This window comes from Acinetobacter sp. 24-47-62 (assembly GCF_056779765.1).
The window spans coordinates 98,137-116,785 of sequence record NZ_JBWYIN010000005.1; the positions used below are offsets into that span (position 1 = coordinate 98,137).

Consider the following 18,649-nt stretch of genomic DNA (forward strand, 5'->3'; position numbering starts at 1 on the left):
GAAAAGTTATAATAACTCTTCATTTAAAATTTTTAGGTGTCCTATCTTGCAATGTGTTTGGCATTTCGGTCAAGTCACAATTCACAAAACTGCTGTAAAAAAGCGTAATTTTCGTTGAACGGAGCGTTCACAAAATTATTTTGTTAATAAATTTGTCAGCTTTTCAATATTTTTTGTAAAAAATTAAACTTTGATTTTTAATATTTTTTTAATTTATTAACTACATCAGTTGAATTGATGCTGTAGACTCTTATTTTACGTTGAAAAGCGTTGGCGTGAGTCACCAAATTTGAGGTAAAAAATGTCATAACAGACAGCAAAAATTACAATAACAGCTATTCTTTTTGAGTATAATTTAACCAAAGTTAATTCTATTTGAATAGAAAGCGCAAACATTAGTTTGCGCTTTTTTAATGTTAATTCACAATGAGCCATGTTGCTGCCAATGAAAGCATCACTCCCGAACCACCATCAATCCATTTTTGACGTTTTTCATTTATCCCTGTTTTCTGTGTCAAAAATGCAAATACAAAACTCAATGATGAATAAATAATTAAGCATAATCCAATGAAGATTAGGGATAAGACAATCCCCTGTCCCATAATCGAAGAGGTATGCTGGTTAATAAATTGAGGTAAAATCGCAAAATAAATAAGCATACCTTTAGGATTAAGTAAGGATGTTATAAAACCGCGTCGAATCGGACTAATGACCTGACTTTGTTTAATTTCAATATTTTTGTGATTAAGCGCAGATCGAATCAAATTAAATGCCAAATAAAGCAAATAACAGATTCCTAACCATTTGATCGTTTCAAAAATAATAGGGAAAGAAATAATGATAGCCGCAATACCCACAACGACTAAAAAAGAATGGACGAAATAACCCAAACACACCCCTAAAGTCGCCATAACGCCTGCTTTCGCATTTTTACCCATTACCTGTGACAGAATAAATAACATATCCGGACCAGGCGTAAAAATAAGAGGGATAACTGTCAAAGCAAATAACCAATAGGTAGACATTTTCTTTCTTCCATCATTAATGAAAATGAAAAAAAAGTATCTTCGAATTTACATAAAATAGGATTTCAAATATTCTATTTATTCTTTAATTTTTAGAATTTAATTCTAATATATGAAAATAATATCTAAATCAATTTCAGTTAAATTAGATCGTATCGATAAAAGTATCATTCATGAACTTCAAACCAACGGTCGAATTCAAAATAATGATTTAGCCAAAGAGATTGGCTTATCACCATCCTCTTGTTTAAGACGCGTAAAAATTCTCGAAGATGCTGGAGTCATCCAGCAATACACAACCATTGTTGATCCTCAAAAAATCGGATTACAACTTATTCTATTTTCGCGTATTTGGTTGGTGGGACAAGACGCTGAAACCATCGATACTTTTATTGAAGCGATGAAAGAACTCCCTCAAGTCATGGAATGCTATATTATTTTGGGCGAATGTGATGCGATGTTAAAAGTTATCGTACCTGATTTGGAGAACTATCGTAAATTTCAGTCAGAACACTTAACCAAAAAAAATGGGATTACCAGTGTGAAAACGGATTTACCCAGTCAAATCATTAAACAAAGCTATCAACTGCCCCTGCAATCAATTTAATACCATTAAGCAATCGATCAGACTGACTTTTCAGATCGGACCGATTATCCATTTTGATCAAGTTAAAAAGTTCAATGTTCAATGTTCAATGCTTTAAGTTTTTTCAACCTCGATTTTTTCATTCAAAATTTTTTCTAAAAGTACATGCTGATCCACTGATTCACTCAATTTAGGATCACAAATTTTGAGTCTCCGTTTCAGCTCTTCCTGCAAATACAATTGATCCTCAAGTTCCAATTCAGTTTGACTAAGTTGCTGAGCAAAATGCCGAATCACACCTTCAAATCGTTGATTTTGCTTCAATATAACGTATGCATAACCCAATACAAGCCCTTTGAGAATTTCCTGATAAGGCTTGCCACGTTGAAAATTGTATGCCAATGAAGATAGTACCCGCTCACCAAAACCTAACTTACGATATGGGTCTCGTGCCACTCGATCACATGGGTCTTTATAAGCCGTCTCACAAGAGTCGATAAAACTCTTCGCCAACAATTCTAAATTTTCTTTTCGATGTGGTAGTAGATCCTTTAATCCAACTTTAACCTCATGGAGTACTGCCAACATAAATTTAGAAATTTGCTCATCAGACAGTGCAATCCCGATCGTTTCATATTGTCGAAAACTTGCAGCCCATGCTGTCATTGCATGCACACCATTCCACATGCGATTTTTGATTAACTGTATCTCTTCAATCTCTTCAACCAGAATCATTTGGCGCATTTTTGCCAATAAAGGACTGTTATTTTCCACATAAAGTGGCATATCTGTTTCGGCATGAAATAAGATCAATTCTAGATTTTGTAGAATATGCGCCGATTTGAATTTTTCGTATAGATCGTCAATATACTGAGTAGCCAATTGTTCTTGTTCAGCATTTAAACGCGTCCCTTCATCCACATCCGTCACGTCTAAATCATGCTCATCCTGCACATGTCTAAAAATATTGTATTTGATTTTTAACTGTCTAAATAGTTTTTGATCTGTAATTTTCGCTACCATTCGATTGACTACTGTATCGCAAAAATAGTGCTGCGACATGATGATATTGACTGTCTTCGCATCCGTAATTTCATGCAAAGCACTACAAATCTGTTGTTCAATTAATGATTTTGCGCCTACTTTGTTTAAAACAATTAAAACTGTTAGAGGATTCAACTGTTCTTCAAAATGGATATAACGCGCATACAACCCTTGAGCAATGGTTTTAGCCTCTTGCTCGATTGCCTTTTCAGGTAAACACAGTGCAATTAAACTTGATTCAATATACATGTGCTGCATCATTTCAATATTTGATGCATCTATGACGGTTATATTGTCTATTCGCTCGTCATGAGAGTGTTGCCCATAACGAATACTGTAACCACCAAAAGTATTCACACTATTTCTATAGAGTGAATTCCGCGTTGAAGCATAGATTTGTTTTGGTCGAGTATATCCATCCCAATGAGACAATACTTGGGCAATATAGCCACCACCTATTGCCCCAAAACCATGTATCCCCACGACATGCTGATTTAAAGTCTGAGGAAAAGAGTCAAATAGAGCAGGCATTTTTAATTTTGGTGTAAATTGATTCAAATCTTCCAGAAAATCATGCATGCTTTCGTAAAAGAAATTCGCTTTTTCGAGCATGGTTGAATTAGGTTCTTTGATATCTTGAAGTAATACCGTTAATCCACCCGCTTCAAACGCCGACATCACTCCATTTTCTGAGTCTTCAAACATTAAACATAAAGTTGGATCAATGTTCAGTTGCTCAGCAGCTTTTAAGAAAATTTCTGGGTGTGGTTTTCCATTATCAACCTCATCGCCGCATACGATAATGTCGAAAAACTTATATACATTGGCATTGATTAAATACTCTTCAGCTATTTCACGTCGACTCGAAGTTGCTACTGCCATTTTCAGATTGGACTTTCTTAAACGTTCAAGAACTTGCATGAGTCCAAATTTAATCGGCACTCCGTATTTTCTTACATGCTCAAGTTCTAGCTGATCTGCTCGCTTTCTAATTTCCGCATACGGCACTTCTTGACCATATTGCTGATTTGCCAGTTTTTCGGCACTACGAGCACTTAAACCTAAACAAGATAATAAATAGGCGTCTGTAAATTCGACACCAATGAGTTCTAATGATGCTTGCTTCAAAGTTTGAAAACGAAGTCGCTCCGTATCAAACATTGTGCCATCCATATCAAAAATGGCGGCATGGATATTATTTTCATGAAATTTAATCATTTACCCCTCTCCAAAAAATTCAAAATTACTAGACAAGTGTAAAGAATTTGACTGAATCGAATGAGCAGAATAAATATATGAAACAAAATTGAACGTTATTTAATCAATAATTTTATCTTTATGTATTGAGTTGTTGGAAATGGGTAAATTTAATTTTCTATAAAGTAACAGAGCTAAAATTATTAGCCCTGTTTTTTAAATGATTTTTTTCAAACTTGATTGAGCGCCGCCAAGTAATCACGATGGACGTGACTCAATTCAATAATAGGATATTGTTCTAGTTCAAAAATTTTCCAAACTTCAATAAAGTCTTCTTTCAAATCAACTCCTTGATCTGCAATAGGTCTTTCTTGCCATTGCTGATCAGAAATCCACAAATAAGTCTTAGATGCTATTGGATCAATCGCTTGGATTTTTCCTTCAGTATTAATACCCTGCACATAGGCATTGTTAGGTAGAGCGGCCTCAATCATCGGTAAATTGATTTCCACAAAATGTTTCACCTGACGTAAACCATAACCTGCAAAAATGTCTTTTTGTGCTGAAGAGAGTTGCTGATACTTTTGATCAATATTGTCAATCATGGCTTGACCTAATCATTCCTGCAAAATATTTTTTAATTTGTATACAACTTAAATCCATCTATTAAAGTTATACCTTAAAAATCGTATTAAAAAAAATCAATTCGAAAAATTTAAGCTAAAGTTTAAGGGAAAATTATTTTTAAAAGCGCAGCTTTCAAAAGCTCAATCCCAACAATACATTATTTTTCAAATAATTTTATTCGCATTAAATTAACGCATTTTATTTATATCAATGGTTATTAGCTATTTTATGGAGCATAAAACTGTAAATTTCATTCATTTTTAGAATGGCACATTCATTGCTTAACCAGTTTGAACTTAATCTGGGGAATGCACATGATCACATTTAAAAAAACTTTGCTTGTTGTCACGATAGCAACTTTCTTAACAGCCTGTGGTGACAATGAAAGTAGCACAAATAATTCTAACACGCCGCCTCCTGTCCCGTTTAATCCTGTAGAAGCAACCATTAGTGATTTGCATAACTCGATTTTAAGCAAAGGTTCATCTTGTGTTGATGTTGTGCAAGGTTATTTAAATCGTATATCAGCTTACGATCGACAAGGTCCAGAGCTCAATAGCATTATTTCTTTAAACCCAAATGCACTTAAAGAAGCAGAAGTGCTCGACCAACAATTTGCAAAAAATTCGAAACTTTCAGGACCTCTTCACTGTGTCACTGTACTCGCTAAAGACAATATTGATGCTGTAGATATGGCGAACACAGCAGGTTCTGTAGCATTAAAAGATAATTTTCCACATGATGATGCCTATATCATAAAAAATATCAAAGAAAATGGCGGAATCATTTTAGGAAAAGCCAATCTTGATGAGTTCGCTTTCGGCTTTGGTGGAAAATCAACTCTAGGTGATCAAACTAAAAATGTGTATGACTTAAGTAAAGGCCCAGGTGGTTCATCATCAGGAACTGGCGCTGCCATATCTGCAAGTTTTGCAATGGTGGGAATAGGAACTGATACGGGAGGGTCAATTCGTGTGCCTTCATCAGTACAGGGTCTTGTCGGTTTACGACCATCTTTACGTCTTTTGAGCCAAGATGGAATTATTCCACTGGCACCAACTCAAGATACTGCTGGACCAATGTGTAGACAAGCTATTGACTGTGCAAAGTTAATGGATGCAATGATCGGATTCGATAGCTCATTAAGTTCAAATCAACGCAGTGAATTTGCACGTACTTCTCCTCTTCTAAAATCAGAGTCTGCTTATCGCGAATTGATTAATCAACCGAATAGCTACGTTCCTCATGACACTGTAAGTCTTGCAGGAAAGCGTATTGGTATAGTACAAGCACTTTACCCTTCCGAAGGTTCAACCACTCAACAGAAAGAAGACTACAATCTCGTTAAAGAAGCAATGGACAACGCAATTACTAAACTTGAAGAGGCTGGAGCAACTGTAGAAATAGTTACAATAAGCGATCTAAATACAATTTTGACACGTTATTCGAGTCTTTCAAGTGCTGAATTTAAAATATCACTTACAGAGTATTTAAAGACCACAAGAAGTATTTACCAATCGTATGAAGATTTACTCGCTAGTGAACTAATGATCCGTAACTTCAGTGGCTATAATTCTGATCCAACAAGTGCTTCATATATTGAGAATTATGAGCGCAACACCATTGAAAGAAGTCCATTCGTGCGCTTACGCATGAACAGCGCTTTAAATAATGTTGAACTAGATGGTACTCGTAAAGGCGTACAATACGACGCTTTAGCCTACCCTTCTATTACTGGGTTCGCTGGTAATTTAGGAAGTAGCCCGACCACAGGTACCAATAATCGCCTAAGTCCGTTTAGTGGTTTTCCTGCATTATCTATGCCTGCTAAATCAGTCAACTCAAGTCGCAGTAGTTATCCTATGAATGTTAACATCGAGTTTATTGCTCGTGAATTTGATGAGCCGACTTTATTTGAAATCGCAGTCGCATTCCAAAAAGTGAATCCCGCACGTATGATACCTATACACACACCAGCACTATAAACAGATAACTTTATCATTCAGTACAGTATTAGGTATATTCAATATACTTAATACTGAGGATTAAGATTTTTGGGCTCTAGGGTGAGCTTTATCATAGACTTGAGCCAAACGATCAAAATCTAACTGAGTATAAATTTGTGTCGTAGATAAATTACTATGACCTAGCATTTCTTGAACTGCTCGTAAATCACCACTGTTTGAAAGCAGATGACTAGCAAAACAGTGTCGCAGTAAGTGAGGATGTAAATCCACATTTACGCCCGCTCTTTGTGCTTGCAATTTGACTCGATTTTCAATCTGTCGATTCGTCAATCGACTCCCTTTTTTGGTAATAAAAACTGGGGAATCCAATTCAATGTCTCCACACCAGATACGATGGACTTTGAGCCATTCAATTAAACTTGTTTTCGCTTTTAAACCAAAAGGAACAACCCGAGTTTTATTTCCCTTACCCGTAATTCGAAGTAATTGTCGTGTAAAATCGATATCTCGAATATTCAATCCTTGTACTTCAGCTAATCGCAAACCACTTGAATAAAGCAACTCCAAAATAGCTTTATCTCTTAACCACAAGAGATGATCTTGAGAGGATTCAGGTGCAGGTTGATCCATGATTTGCTGAATCGTTTCGACATCAACCATACCCGGCAAAGGCCTTGGCTGTCTTTTTAACTTAAAATCATGAATGGGATTATTCGATACATATTTCCCTTCCACAGCCCATTTCATGAATTGACGAATGGCTGTTAAATGACGTTGTAAGCTTGCACTATTGAGTTGATGATGTTCAACCTTATAAGCCATATATTCTCGTAAATCAGATGCTTCAACCTGATTTAATTCAATTTTCTTTTCATAACAAAAGTCAATGAAACCAGACACATCACGGAAATACGCCTCAAGCGTATGCTCAGATTGATTTTGAATCTTTCTCTCTTTCAACCACATTGACAGCAATTGCATTGCGCCATATTGCATTTGGCTTTCTCTCTATTGAATCGATGTCTAATCATCAATACTCGTGGGCATTCCAACAAATCATAAAGTAAAAAGCCCTGAATTTCAGGGCTTTTTAGTTAGGAAATAAGTTTTATTGAAAATAACGTAGATCCAAACGACCTTCATAAACCGTTGCAGTTGGACCAGTCATCCAAACCACATCTCCCTCTTTCCATTCAATCAGCAATTTACCGCCGGCAAGTTCGATTTCCACATTGCTAGACAATAAACCACGGCGCATACCTGAGACAGCAGCAGCACATGCACCTGTACCACAAGCTAATGTTTCTCCCACACCACGTTCAAAAACTCGTAATCGAGCATGTTTTTCATCAACGATCTGCATAAATCCAGCATTTACACGCTCAGGAAAACGTTCATGCGACTCCACTTGCGGGCCTATTTTAGCAACATCAGCAGTTAACACGTCTGGAACAATAGTCACTGCATGCGGATTTCCCATATTAACCACATCAATGCTGATCGTCTCATTGTCCGCTAAAGCTAAATCATATAAAGCAGCAGGCGCTTCTGCTAGAAATGGGATTTGGTTCGGTAAGAACTTCGGATACCCCATGTTCACACGCACCCATCCATTCGCACCCAACTCAGGCTCGACGATCCCCGCCTTTGTTTGCACTTTGAATTTATTTTTATTGGTTAAATGACGATCATGAACAAATTTGGCAAAACAACGAACCCCATTGCCACATTGCTCAACCTCAGAACCATCCGCATTAAAAATGCGATATTTGAAATCCACATTCGGATGATCTGGTGTTTCAACAATTAATAACTGATCAAAACCGATGCCAAAATTACGGTCAGCCAAACGGCGAATCATGACAGGATCTAGATAAGCACGTTGGCTGATTAAATCAACCACCATGAAGTCATTACCCAGACCATGCATTTTAGTAAATTCTAGCAACATCTATTGTCTCCTTAAGGCAATAAGGACTCACGTTCCCACAGAGACTCAATCGTTTCACGTTGACGAATTAAGTGTGCTTGATCACCGTCAACCATCACCTCTGCTGCACGACCTCGGCTGTTGTAATTTGAACTCATCACAAAACCATAAGCACCTGCACCTAAAACGGCCAAATGATCGTTCGCTTGAATCGCAAGTTCACGCTCTTTACCGAGGAAGTCACCTGTTTCACAGATCGCACCAACCACATCCCAAACTTTTTTCTCAGTTTGCGAATTTTGATTAACCTCTTGGATATCCATCCAAGCTTCGTACAAAGAAGGACGAATCAAGTCATTCATTGCTGCATCAACAATTGCAAAATTGCGATGATTGGTTGGCTTTAAAAGATCAACTTTCGTCACCAATACGCCAGCATTCGCCGAAATACTACGCCCTGGCTCCATATACACTTTAAGACCAAGTTTTTCTAATGCAGGACGTAAAGCATTTGCATATTCTTCAACTGTCGGTGGAACTTCATCTTTATAAGTCACACCAAGACCACCACCAATATCAATATGTTTGAGGTTGATCCCTAATTTTTTCAATGCTTCAATCATGTTCATGACACGATCAAGTGCATCAACAAAAGGTTGAGTTTCAGTCAATTGTGAACCAATATGACAATCAATTCCTACGATATCTAAGTGACTTAAACTTGCTGCATACTGATACGTTTCATATACCGAATCAGAAGGAATACCAAATTTATTTTCTTTAAGACCAGTCGAGATATATGGATGTGTTTTGGCATCAACATCTGGATTTACCCGAAGTGAAATTGGAGCTTTTACATTAAGTTCTGCTGCAACTTTTTGAATACGGTCAAGCTCTGCATATGATTCCACATTAAAACACGCAATACCCACTTCTAATGCTTGACGAATGTCAGCTTCAGACTTGCCCAAACCAGAGAAGACTATTTTAGAAGCGTCACCACCTGCGCGTAAAACACGTGCTAATTCACCACCAGTCACGATATCAAACCCGCAACCAAGTTTCGCCAACACATTTAGAACAGCGATATTTGAGTTTGACTTCACTGCAAAACAAATTTGGTGATCGATAAAATTAAAAGCACGATCCATATCCAAATAATGTTTTTCAAAAGTTGCTTTTGAATAAACATAAAGTGGTGTACCAAATTGCTGAGCAAGTTGATCCAATGAACATTGTTCTGCGTGCAAAACCCCTTGAATGCGAGGGAAACTCATGGATGTATCCTTTCTAAATTGCGCTGGAGAAAAAAATAAATGAATATTAATCTTGAGTAGGTGCAGCATCTGCTTTAGGTTCAGCTTGATCCTGACTTGGGCGATCATTGTTTTTATAAATTAAATATTGTGCTCGCTTGTCATAGTTTGGATCACTGGGTAGTTGTAATGCACCAGTCTGACCACATCCAGCCAAGATTGAAACAACGGCTGCACTGATAACTCCGATCAAAATACGCATACCCACACCTATCAGTAAAATTTATAGAAGTATACCTTGATCATCTAATTCACCAAAGTATTTAACGCAACAGATTAATAACAGTAATAAAAAAACGCCAGTAATTACTGACGTTTCTTTTGACCTAAATTGCAAATCATTTATAAGTTTTTATTTTTTCTTATAAAAACCAAAATAACCAATGATCAGAATAACAAACCAGATGGGGCTCACCATCAATGCACGGCGAGTATCATCTTCTAAAGCCAATACTCCAATCATGCCAATAAAGAATATAGCAACAATCGCACATGTCACCAATCCACCTGGTAGTTTAAATGTCGATTTGGCATGAAGTTCTGGGCGTGTTTTGTAATACACCACATAACTCCAAATAATCATCAACCATACACAAATAAATAAAATGGTGGAAAGTGTTGTCGCTAAAGTAAATGCTTCCACCGTATTCGGTACGAAGTATTGCAGTGCTGCCCCTAGTAACAAACATACTGCTGAGAAATACAAGGCATTCGCTGGCACAGCTCGCTTATTCAGTCTTCCAAAAGCTTCAGGAGCTTGAGTCTCGCGCGACAAGCCAAACAGCATGCGGCTGGTTGAGAATACGCCACTGTTCATCGATGACATCACTGAAGACAATACAACCAAATTCATAATAATAGCAGCGGCTGCAATACCTGCTTGACTAAACAAGTTTACAAATGGGGAAATATTCGGATCAATCTTATTCCATGGTGTAACCGACATCACCACCAGCAACGACAAAACATAGAAAATAATGATTCGAATAGGAATCGAGTTGACAGCTTTCGGCAAGTTCGTTTCAGGATCTTTAGTTTCAGCTGCGGTTGTACCCACCAGTTCTACACCCACAAAAGCAAAAATTGCGATTTGGAAGCCTGCCAAGAAACCGATTGCACCTGTTGGGAAGATCCCGCCGTTTGACCAAATATTGCTAAATGCTGCGATTTCACCTGATGTAGAAGTGAAACCTGTAAATATCATCCAAAAGCCAACGCCAATTAAAACCACAATTGCGATAATCTTGATTAAAGCAAACCAGAATTCTAATTCACCAAACAGTTTCACTGTAACAAGATTCAATCCCATAATAAATACGATTGCAGCGATGCTAATCATTACCCCTTCTTCAGGGCTAAAAGGCATCCCATTATTGAAGAACTGAAGGTAATAAATGATCGCCGATAAATCTGCAATACCGATGGTGATCCAACACAGCCAGTAGGTCCAGCCCACAAAGTAACCTGCCCATGGTCCAATTAAATCCGTGGCGAAATCAATAAACGACTTATATTGCAAATTTGAAAGCAACAATTCGCCTAGTGCTCGCATCACTAAAAAAACCATGAAACCGATGATCATGTAAATTACAAGGATTGAAGGACCAGCTAGGCTAATTGTTTTCCCAGAGCCCATGAACAAACCTGTCCCAATTGCGCCTCCAATTGCAATTAACTGCAAATGTCGATTGGATAGACTTCGTTGTAATTCACCATTTTGCTGAGGCGAATTTATATTTTGATCTGACATTTTCAAATTCACCAAATATATTAATCGGCACAACTTAACTGAAAAAAATCAGATTTCAAAAAGAAAATTAGCACGATCAATATTTTCTAATTAGTTTAAAGTATTAATTCATTTTTCTTATATATCACTAGAGTGATCAATTATTCATCATATTTATTTATCTTATTTTGAGTAAAATATTGAAAATCTTGTTGTTATATGTAAAAAATATAAGTGCAAAAAATAATCAAAAGGAATGATGTGTTTGATCGCGCAAAAGTATGGCATATCCCTTGCTTGATCATGCATGTAAAAAACAATCAGGAAAATAAGAAGGTAATTTATGCAAGAAATACAATCAATCATGGAAACACTCAGCGGCTTAGTCTGGGGACCTTATATGCTGGTGCTGATTGTTGGGACAGGTGTTTTCTTAACATTCCGTCTACTTTTTTGGCAATTCAGGATGCTTCCTTTGGCATTTAAACAAGTGTTCGGGAAACACCCAGAAAAAAAAGACTCGGGAGATATCTCACAATTTGCCTCACTCATGACCGCACTTTCAGCCACGATTGGTACAGGTAATATCGCAGGGGTAGCGACTGCTTGTGTACTGGGTGGTCCGGGTGCTGTATTCTGGATGTGGATGACTGCATTTTTCGGTATGGCAACCAAATACGGTGAAGGTGTTTTGGCGGTCAAATACCGTGTAAAAAATGAAAAAGGAGAAATGTCTGGTGGTCCAATGTACTACATTGAACGAGGACTTGGCGCGAAATGGAAGTGGCTCGCAGTCCTCTTCGCATTATTTGGTACATTAGCATCCTTTGGTATTGGTAGCTCAGTTCAATCAAACACAGTGGCACTAGCAGTAGAAAATAGTTTGGGTATAAGCACGCTCACCACTGCCATCATTATTACAATTTTCTCTGCATTGGTGATTTTAGGCGGTATTAAGTCTATTTCCAAAGCATCCTCAATTATTGTTCCAGTCATGGCTCTAGGCTATGTCATTGGCGGGCTAATTATTATTTTCAATAACCTTGAATTAGTTGTTCCTGCTTTAAAAATGATCTTTACCTATGCATTCACAGGTGAAGCGGCAGCAGGTGGTGCGATTGGTGCAGCGATTCGTTACGGTGTTGCCCGTGGTGTATTTTCAAACGAAGCTGGTATGGGCTCTGCTCCAATTGCAGCGGCAGCAGCTAAAACTGACCACCCTGCCCGTCAAGGCTTAGTTTCAATGACTGGTACTTTCATTGACACAATTGTTGTATGTTCAATCACAGGTATTGTTTTAGTCATGGGCTTCATCATGGCTGGACAAACATTTGGTGATCAAACTGGGGCTGTTCTGACCATTAGTGTTTTTGACAAATTACTACCAGGATTTGGGGGCTGGGTTGTTACGTTCGGAATCATCTTTTTTGCATATTCAACTATTTTAGGTTGGAGTTATTACGGCGAAAAATGTTGCACCTATTTACTGGGTGAAAAGTCAGTATTTATTTATCGTCTCATTTATATTGCTTCAGTATTTGTAGGCTGTGTCGTCACACTTGATTTAGTTTGGCTTTTCGCAGACACCTTCAATGGTTTAATGGCAGCACCAAACTTAATTGCCTTATTGTTACTTTCTGGAGTTATTGCGAAAGAATCTAAAGATTTTATTGAACGACGAAAATCTGGTGAGCTTTATTAAACAAATTAATAGAATCAAACCAAAAAAAGCCTCATTGATGAGGCTTTTTTTGTCTTTTCACGAAAATTTCTGATCGTTCAAATTTTGTTTTTCCTCTTGATCCTTTGCAATTTCTTCCGCAACCTCTAAGCTCAATACAAAAAATAGAACATGTTCAATTTTCATATTGCCTTGATCATCTTCAAGATAATTTTTAACCAGCTGATACTGCTTATTTTGCTCATCAAAAGGAATATCTAGATATAGGTCACCCAGATAGCTATCAATTTCATCCTCACCTGACAAACCTAGACATGGCTCAAATTCAATTTCATGTTGTTCAAGCCATGTAATCACAAGATCTCGAATATTTTCTTCCTCATTCTGATCATCCGTGTAATTCTCAAAATGAATAAACAGCACATCACGCTGTATTTCACGTGCGATGGCATCAATATGTTGGGCGTACAAGCGCATATCAAATAACTCAGTCGATTCTTGATATGAGTATAAATTAATTCATGATCGCTTTAATTCAATATCTCGTTAAAGCACACGTCATGACTTGTCTTATTGTTTTTAAATTTGATCAATATTTTTTTGTTTTCGTGACCTTTACTCAGTATGCTCAGCATATAGAAATTCAAAAAACCTATATCAAGTTATGGCTAAAGCAAAAAGTGTATATCGCTGTGAACAATGTGGCGTAGATCATCCTAAATGGGCAGGTCAATGCTCAGAATGCGGAGAATGGAACAGTTTAGTTGAAGTCACCATTGCCCCTGCGATTACGCATCGTGCAAATCCAAAAATTGCAGGTGGTTATGCTGGTCAAGCAGCATCAATCACTACATTGAATCAAGTTTCAGTTTCTCACGAAACACGTTTAGCAACAGGGATTGGAGAATTTGATCGCGTTTTAGGCGGAGGGCTTGTTACTGGTTCAGTTGTACTGATCGGTGGTGACCCTGGTATTGGTAAATCAACAATTCTTTTGCAGACGGCAACCCATATGGCTGCAGCGAAAAGTTCCGCCCTATATGTCACTGGTGAGGAATCTTTATCTCAAGTTGCATTACGTGCCAATCGTTTGGATCTTCCAACTGATCAATTAAAAGTGATGGCTGAGACGTGCGTAGAGCGTATTTGCGAAGTATTAGCGCATGAACGACCTGCTGTCGCGATCTTAGACTCGATTCAAACTTTATACACTGAAACTTTACAGTCTGCGCCAGGCGGCGTTTCTCAAATTCGAGAATCAGCAGCCCTTCTGACACGTTTTGCGAAGAACAGCGGAACAGCTTTATTTATTGTGGGTCATGTGACCAAAGAAGGTGCTTTAGCTGGCCCTCGTGTTTTAGAACACATGGTCGATTGCGTACTTTATTTTGAAGGTCAATCTGATTCACGTTATCGAATGATTCGAGCTGTTAAAAATCGTTTTGGTGCAGTCAATGAACTCGGTGTTTTTGGGATGACTGATAAAGGGCTTAGAGAGGTTGCCAATCCCTCAGCCATCTTTCTTAGCCGATATGATGAAGCGATTCCTGGTTCTATCGTCATGATTAGTCGAGAAGGCACACGTCCACTCTTAGTTGAAGTGCAAGCCCTAGTAGATGACGCGCATGGTCAACCTCGCCGTGTTGCATTAGGTCTTGAGCAAAACCGTTTGAATATGCTACTCGCCGTCATGCACCGACATGGTGGTGTTCAAACTTCTGGTCAAGACGTATATGTGAATGTTGTTGGTGGCTTAAAAATTACTGAAACAGGTTCAGATCTCGCCGTCTTATTGGCCTGTGCTTCAAGTTTGAGAGCAAAAGCACTCCCTCAGCAATTGGCTGTATTTGGCGAAGTGGGATTATCGGGAGAGATTCGTCCCGTACCTAACGGGCAGGAACGTTTGAAGGAAGCAATTAAGCACGGGTTTAAATATATTATAGTCCCTAGAGCGAATGCACCACAAAAGGATATTCCTGGTGTTCGCATTATCGCCGTTGCCCGTCTACATGAAGCTTTAACTGAAGCGATGAGCTTAGCGGATGAACATTAATTCAGCTGATCAATTTATTTAACTATACACTGTGTATGAATACTGAAAAAAATTGAGGTTTAAGTTGAAATTTAAGCCAAAAGACTGCATAAATACAGTGTGAAATTAACTTTTTAAAATAGGAATTTTAGATGGAAGTTCGACAGCGTAGTTTAGTTGCGGGTATTTTAATGGCGACACTCATGGTAGCTCCTTTTGCAGAAGCAAAACGTGCTGGTGGTGGTAAAAGCCATGGTATGAGCCGTTCTGCTGCTCCAACCCAATCATATCAGCAACCACGTCAAGCTACTCCTGCCCAACAACCTGCTGCTCCAGCGACTGCGCCACAAAAGTCTGGTCCTGGTGTGGGTGGTATGGTCGCTGCTGGTGTTGCTGGTGCTGCAATTGGTGCAGTCGCAGCAAATGCTTTAGCAGATGATGATACTGTTCCAGCGAGTCAAGCAGAAGTTGCTGCACAACCTGAGGAAGAAGGTGGTATCCCAAGTTGGGTCTGGTTGTTGATTATTGCTGCTGCTGCGTTCTTCATCTTCCGTAAATTCGGAGCAAAAAAAAAATTAGCGGCTAACAACCCTTATGCACCAAACAGTTCAGGTCCACAATCTGCACCGTTTGGTCAAACTGCTGCACCTCGCCCTTCAGTGTCTAATGACAATACCAATATTTTTGGTCAATCTGTGGGCGGTGGCACAGCTGCATCTCAAGCGCCGTTTGGTCAAGCACCACAAGCTCCTTTTGGTACAGCAACAATGTCTAGTGGAAGTCAGCTACCTGACGGAACTGAACCAGCTGCTTTCTTACGCATTGCACGCCAACGCTTCAACCATATTCAATCGATGAATACGGCAAGTAATATTGCTGAGATTCAACGTTATTTGACGCCTGATCTTTATCAATCGATGTATAACGATATTATGGGTAACCAAGATCAAGACGTAGCTGAGTTTTCAAATCTGAATGCTATGGTTGTTGATTCTGCGACTGAAAATGGTCAATACGTTGTCAGCGTTCGTTTCACGGGTACGGTAAGTGAAGACTTAAATAGCCTTCCACAACCGTTTGCTGAAGTTTGGCATTTCGTTAAACCAGCAGGTTCTAGTCAAGATTGGTTGGTTGCGGGTATTCAACAGGAAAGCTAATTTTATTCTCAAAAAAAGCCAGTGAACCACTGGCTTTTTTTGTTTCGTACACTGTTTAATCATTGTTGAGTGAATTCAATTTTGCATGTGTTAAAACTCTATCTCACCGTCACTTAGGAATGCATGACCGTATTTAATTATTAAATAGCAGATTTATTCAGATTCATTCAAAGGTATGAAACAATATAGAATCTAAGAATTATAAAAAAGCCCCATATTACTGGGGCTTGTTAATTTAACGACGAGGTAATGGAATATACTGGCTATTACGATCGCTGGTTTCAGCTGGTCGTTCACCAATAACCACTTCAGTATTGATGCTCTTACCTTCACGTAAAATCTCAATTTTTGCAGAGGTATTCGGTGATTGCATTGCAACATAATTAATCAATTGTGATGGGTTGTTGATCTCCTGATCATTTACTTTCATGATCCGATCACCGACTTTAATCTTAGCTTTATCTGCAGGACCAGACTCATAGACGCTGCTCACAATTACACCCTTCTCACGAGGTTGTAATACATCGGGTTGCGTCGGATTCGCCAAACCAATACCTAGCCACCCTCGAATTACTCTGCCTTCTTTTAATATTGAATTCAGAACTTGCTGGCAGACTTTAGCAGGAATAGCAAAACCAATTCCTAAAGAACCACCCGATTGCGAGAAAATTGCAGTATTAATCCCAATCAAATTACCTGCAACATCAATGAGTGCTCCCCCAGAATTACCTGGATTAATAGCAGCATCGGTTTGAATAAAATCTTCATAGAAATTTATACCCAATCCCGAACGTTCTGTCGCAGATATGATCCCTTGCGTAACTGTTTGTCCCACGCCAAATGGATTACCAATTGCGAGTACAACATCTCCAACTTCATTTCCACTCAGTTTGAAAGGAAGCACTGGCAGTTTGTCCATTTCGATTTTAATGACTGCTAAATCCGTATCAGGATCTGTTCCAATTACTTTGGCTTCTGCTCGACGACCATCATACAAAGCCACAACAATCTGGTCAGCCTGTGCAATCACATGATTATTAGTCAGAATATAACCATCAGGTCGAACAATCACCCCCGAACCCAAACTATTTTCATTTGGTTCTTGTCCAAAACGTTCAGGTAATTGACCACCAAAAAATTCTCTAAAAACAGGATCATTTAAAATCGGATGATCCACTTTTTTTACTGTTTGTGTTGTAAAAATATTAACGACTGCAGGTGCTGCGACCTTTACCGCAGCATTGTATGACACTACTCCCCCAGAACGTGTCGTATCCACCAAAGGTTCTACTTTTTCAGCTGGCATTTTATATCCATCAGCTGCTATTTGAGGCTTTGGTTGATTTAGTTTTTGCCATGTGACAAAACTAATAATGACAATGATGAGTAACACCCATGGTAACCATGTAAAGGACCGGCGCACTTTAATATCCTCTGAGAATTTTAATTTATTGATGACAAAAGTATTTTATGACTGCATATTGTAATCAAAAAAAATTTATATACCTAAAATTGTGAAAATAGTTTTGTTCGGCTTTAGTTAAGATTAAAAATATGCTTTGATCTTTATATTTTCACAGACTTAAGAACATTATGGCAAAGCTAAACGACATTATCCAATGGTGTGATCAGACCCTAAAGGCCAATGAATTTAAAGATTACGCTCCCAATGGTCTGCAAATCGAAGGTAAAACAGAAGTAAAACGAATTGTTTGTGCTGTATCGGCTTCTCAATCAGCCATTGATGCTGCAATCGAGCTGCAAGCTGATGTTTTATTGGTTCACCATGGCTATTTTTGGAAAGGTGAGCCATCTCCTATTACAGGAATGCGTGGCAAGCGAATTAAATCACTCATTCAACATGATATTTCACTATTAGCTTATCATTTACCTCTCGATAGCCACCCTAGCTTGGGAAATAATGCTGCGATAGCAGATTTACTTCATCTTGATCAAATTGAAGCACTTGATCCGAGTGAACGTCATCCCATTGGAAATATCGGCTATTTAAAAAATGCAATGACACCAGATGAGTTTAAAGCTTTTGTGTCACAACAACTTAATTATGATGCGATACATTTGATGGCTGATAAACCAAGTATTCAAAAAGTTGGATTTTGTACTGGCGGGGCTCAAGACTTTATCACTAAAGCTGCCGAACAAAATTGCGATGCTTATATTTCAGGTGAAGTCAGTGAGCGTACCTTTTATCAAGCTGTAGAATTAGATGTGCATTATTACGCATGTGGACATCATGCGACTGAACGTTATGGTGTTCAACGACTAGGTCAAGCAATTTGTGAACAATTTGGTCTTGAATATCATTACGTTGAACTCAATAATCCTATTTAAATTGAT

16 protein-coding genes are annotated in these 18,649 nt (G+C 38.3%); 6 read left to right on the forward strand and 10 right to left on the reverse strand.

Going from position 1 to position 18,649, the window contains the following annotated elements:
• Positions 1-416 precede the first annotated feature (416 nt).
• Entirely contained in the window at positions 417-1,025 is a 609-nt protein-coding gene (locus AC1M87_RS05460) for a LysE family translocator (RefSeq protein ID WP_035266421.1), read from the reverse strand.
• Between the two features lie 112 nt (positions 1,026-1,137).
• Between AC1M87_RS05460 and AC1M87_RS05465 the strand changes: the two genes are divergently transcribed.
• Positions 1,138-1,632, forward strand: coding sequence for an Lrp/AsnC family transcriptional regulator (locus tag AC1M87_RS05465; protein ID WP_481593164.1), 495 nt, complete (start codon positions 1,138-1,140; stop codon positions 1,630-1,632).
• 93 nt (positions 1,633-1,725) lie between these two features.
• Here the strand turns inward: AC1M87_RS05465 and mtlD are convergent, their stop codons facing one another.
• Together mtlD and AC1M87_RS05475 are read right to left on the reverse strand one after the other, a co-directional pair.
• Positions 1,726-3,873 carry a bifunctional mannitol-1-phosphate dehydrogenase/phosphatase gene (gene mtlD / locus AC1M87_RS05470; RefSeq protein WP_481593165.1) on the reverse strand — a complete coding sequence of 716 codons (2,148 nt, stop codon included), beginning with the start codon at positions 3,871-3,873 and terminating at the stop codon, positions 1,726-1,728.
• A gap of 209 nt (positions 3,874-4,082) precedes the next feature.
• The gene (locus AC1M87_RS05475; protein WP_481588525.1) at positions 4,083-4,457 is read right to left on the reverse strand and encodes a hypothetical protein; all 375 of its coding nucleotides are present in this window, start codon (positions 4,455-4,457) and stop codon (positions 4,083-4,085) included.
• Positions 4,458-4,793: 336 nt separating this feature from the next.
• Between AC1M87_RS05475 and AC1M87_RS05480 the strand changes: the two genes are divergently transcribed.
• Positions 4,794-6,464, forward strand: a complete 1,671-nt coding sequence (locus AC1M87_RS05480; RefSeq protein WP_481589704.1) for an amidase — start codon at positions 4,794-4,796, stop codon at positions 6,462-6,464.
• Positions 6,465-6,524: 60 nt separating this feature from the next.
• Here the strand turns inward: AC1M87_RS05480 and AC1M87_RS05485 are convergent, their stop codons facing one another.
• The 5 genes from AC1M87_RS05485 to AC1M87_RS05505 form a co-directional block, all read right to left on the reverse strand.
• Positions 6,525-7,442, reverse strand: coding sequence for a tyrosine recombinase XerC (locus AC1M87_RS05485; protein WP_481589703.1), 918 nt, complete (start codon positions 7,440-7,442; stop codon positions 6,525-6,527).
• Between the two features lie 112 nt (positions 7,443-7,554).
• Complete coding sequence (dapF, locus tag AC1M87_RS05490; RefSeq protein WP_481593166.1) at positions 7,555-8,397, reverse strand: diaminopimelate epimerase; 843 nt, start codon at positions 8,395-8,397, stop codon at positions 7,555-7,557.
• Positions 8,398-8,408: 11 nt separating this feature from the next.
• Positions 8,409-9,653 carry a diaminopimelate decarboxylase gene (lysA, locus tag AC1M87_RS05495; protein ID WP_481588528.1) on the reverse strand — a complete coding sequence of 415 codons (1,245 nt, stop codon included), beginning with the start codon at positions 9,651-9,653 and terminating at the stop codon, positions 8,409-8,411.
• A gap of 46 nt (positions 9,654-9,699) precedes the next feature.
• On the reverse strand, positions 9,700-9,894 hold the full coding sequence (gene lptM / locus AC1M87_RS05500; protein ID WP_092765967.1) for an LPS translocon maturation chaperone LptM: 195 nt from the start codon (positions 9,892-9,894) through the stop codon (positions 9,700-9,702).
• A gap of 150 nt (positions 9,895-10,044) precedes the next feature.
• Positions 10,045-11,442 (reverse strand): amino acid permease, encoded by a 1,398-nt coding sequence (locus AC1M87_RS05505; protein ID WP_481593167.1) that lies wholly within the window; start codon positions 11,440-11,442, stop codon positions 10,045-10,047.
• 322 nt (positions 11,443-11,764) lie between these two features.
• On the opposite strand from AC1M87_RS05505, the gene AC1M87_RS05510 reads away from it, so the two are divergent.
• Positions 11,765-13,123: an alanine/glycine:cation symporter family protein gene (locus AC1M87_RS05510; RefSeq protein ID WP_481593168.1), complete on the forward strand. Its 1,359-nt coding sequence runs from the start codon at positions 11,765-11,767 to the stop codon at positions 13,121-13,123.
• A 57-nt stretch (positions 13,124-13,180) separates the two neighbouring features.
• On the opposite strand, the gene AC1M87_RS05515 is transcribed toward AC1M87_RS05510, so the two are convergent.
• A complete protein-coding gene (locus AC1M87_RS05515) occupies positions 13,181-13,579 on the reverse strand; it encodes a hypothetical protein (RefSeq protein WP_481593169.1) in 399 nt (132 codons plus the stop codon).
• 187 nt (positions 13,580-13,766) lie between these two features.
• On the opposite strand from AC1M87_RS05515, the gene radA reads away from it, so the two are divergent.
• Positions 13,767-15,155 (forward strand): DNA repair protein RadA, encoded by a 1,389-nt coding sequence (radA, locus tag AC1M87_RS05520; protein WP_481593170.1) that lies wholly within the window; start codon positions 13,767-13,769, stop codon positions 15,153-15,155.
• 131 nt (positions 15,156-15,286) lie between these two features.
• A complete protein-coding gene (locus AC1M87_RS05525) occupies positions 15,287-16,291 on the forward strand; it encodes a Tim44 domain-containing protein (RefSeq protein ID WP_481593171.1) in 1,005 nt (334 codons plus the stop codon).
• A gap of 235 nt (positions 16,292-16,526) precedes the next feature.
• Here AC1M87_RS05525 and AC1M87_RS05530 read toward each other — a convergent pair whose 3' ends face one another.
• On the reverse strand, positions 16,527-17,714 hold the full coding sequence (locus AC1M87_RS05530; protein WP_180028696.1) for a trypsin-like peptidase domain-containing protein: 1,188 nt from the start codon (positions 17,712-17,714) through the stop codon (positions 16,527-16,529).
• Positions 17,715-17,884: 170 nt separating this feature from the next.
• Between AC1M87_RS05530 and AC1M87_RS05535 the strand changes: the two genes are divergently transcribed.
• Entirely contained in the window at positions 17,885-18,643 is a 759-nt protein-coding gene (locus AC1M87_RS05535) for a Nif3-like dinuclear metal center hexameric protein (protein WP_481589697.1), read from the forward strand.
• The last annotated feature ends 6 nt before the right edge of the window (positions 18,644-18,649 follow it).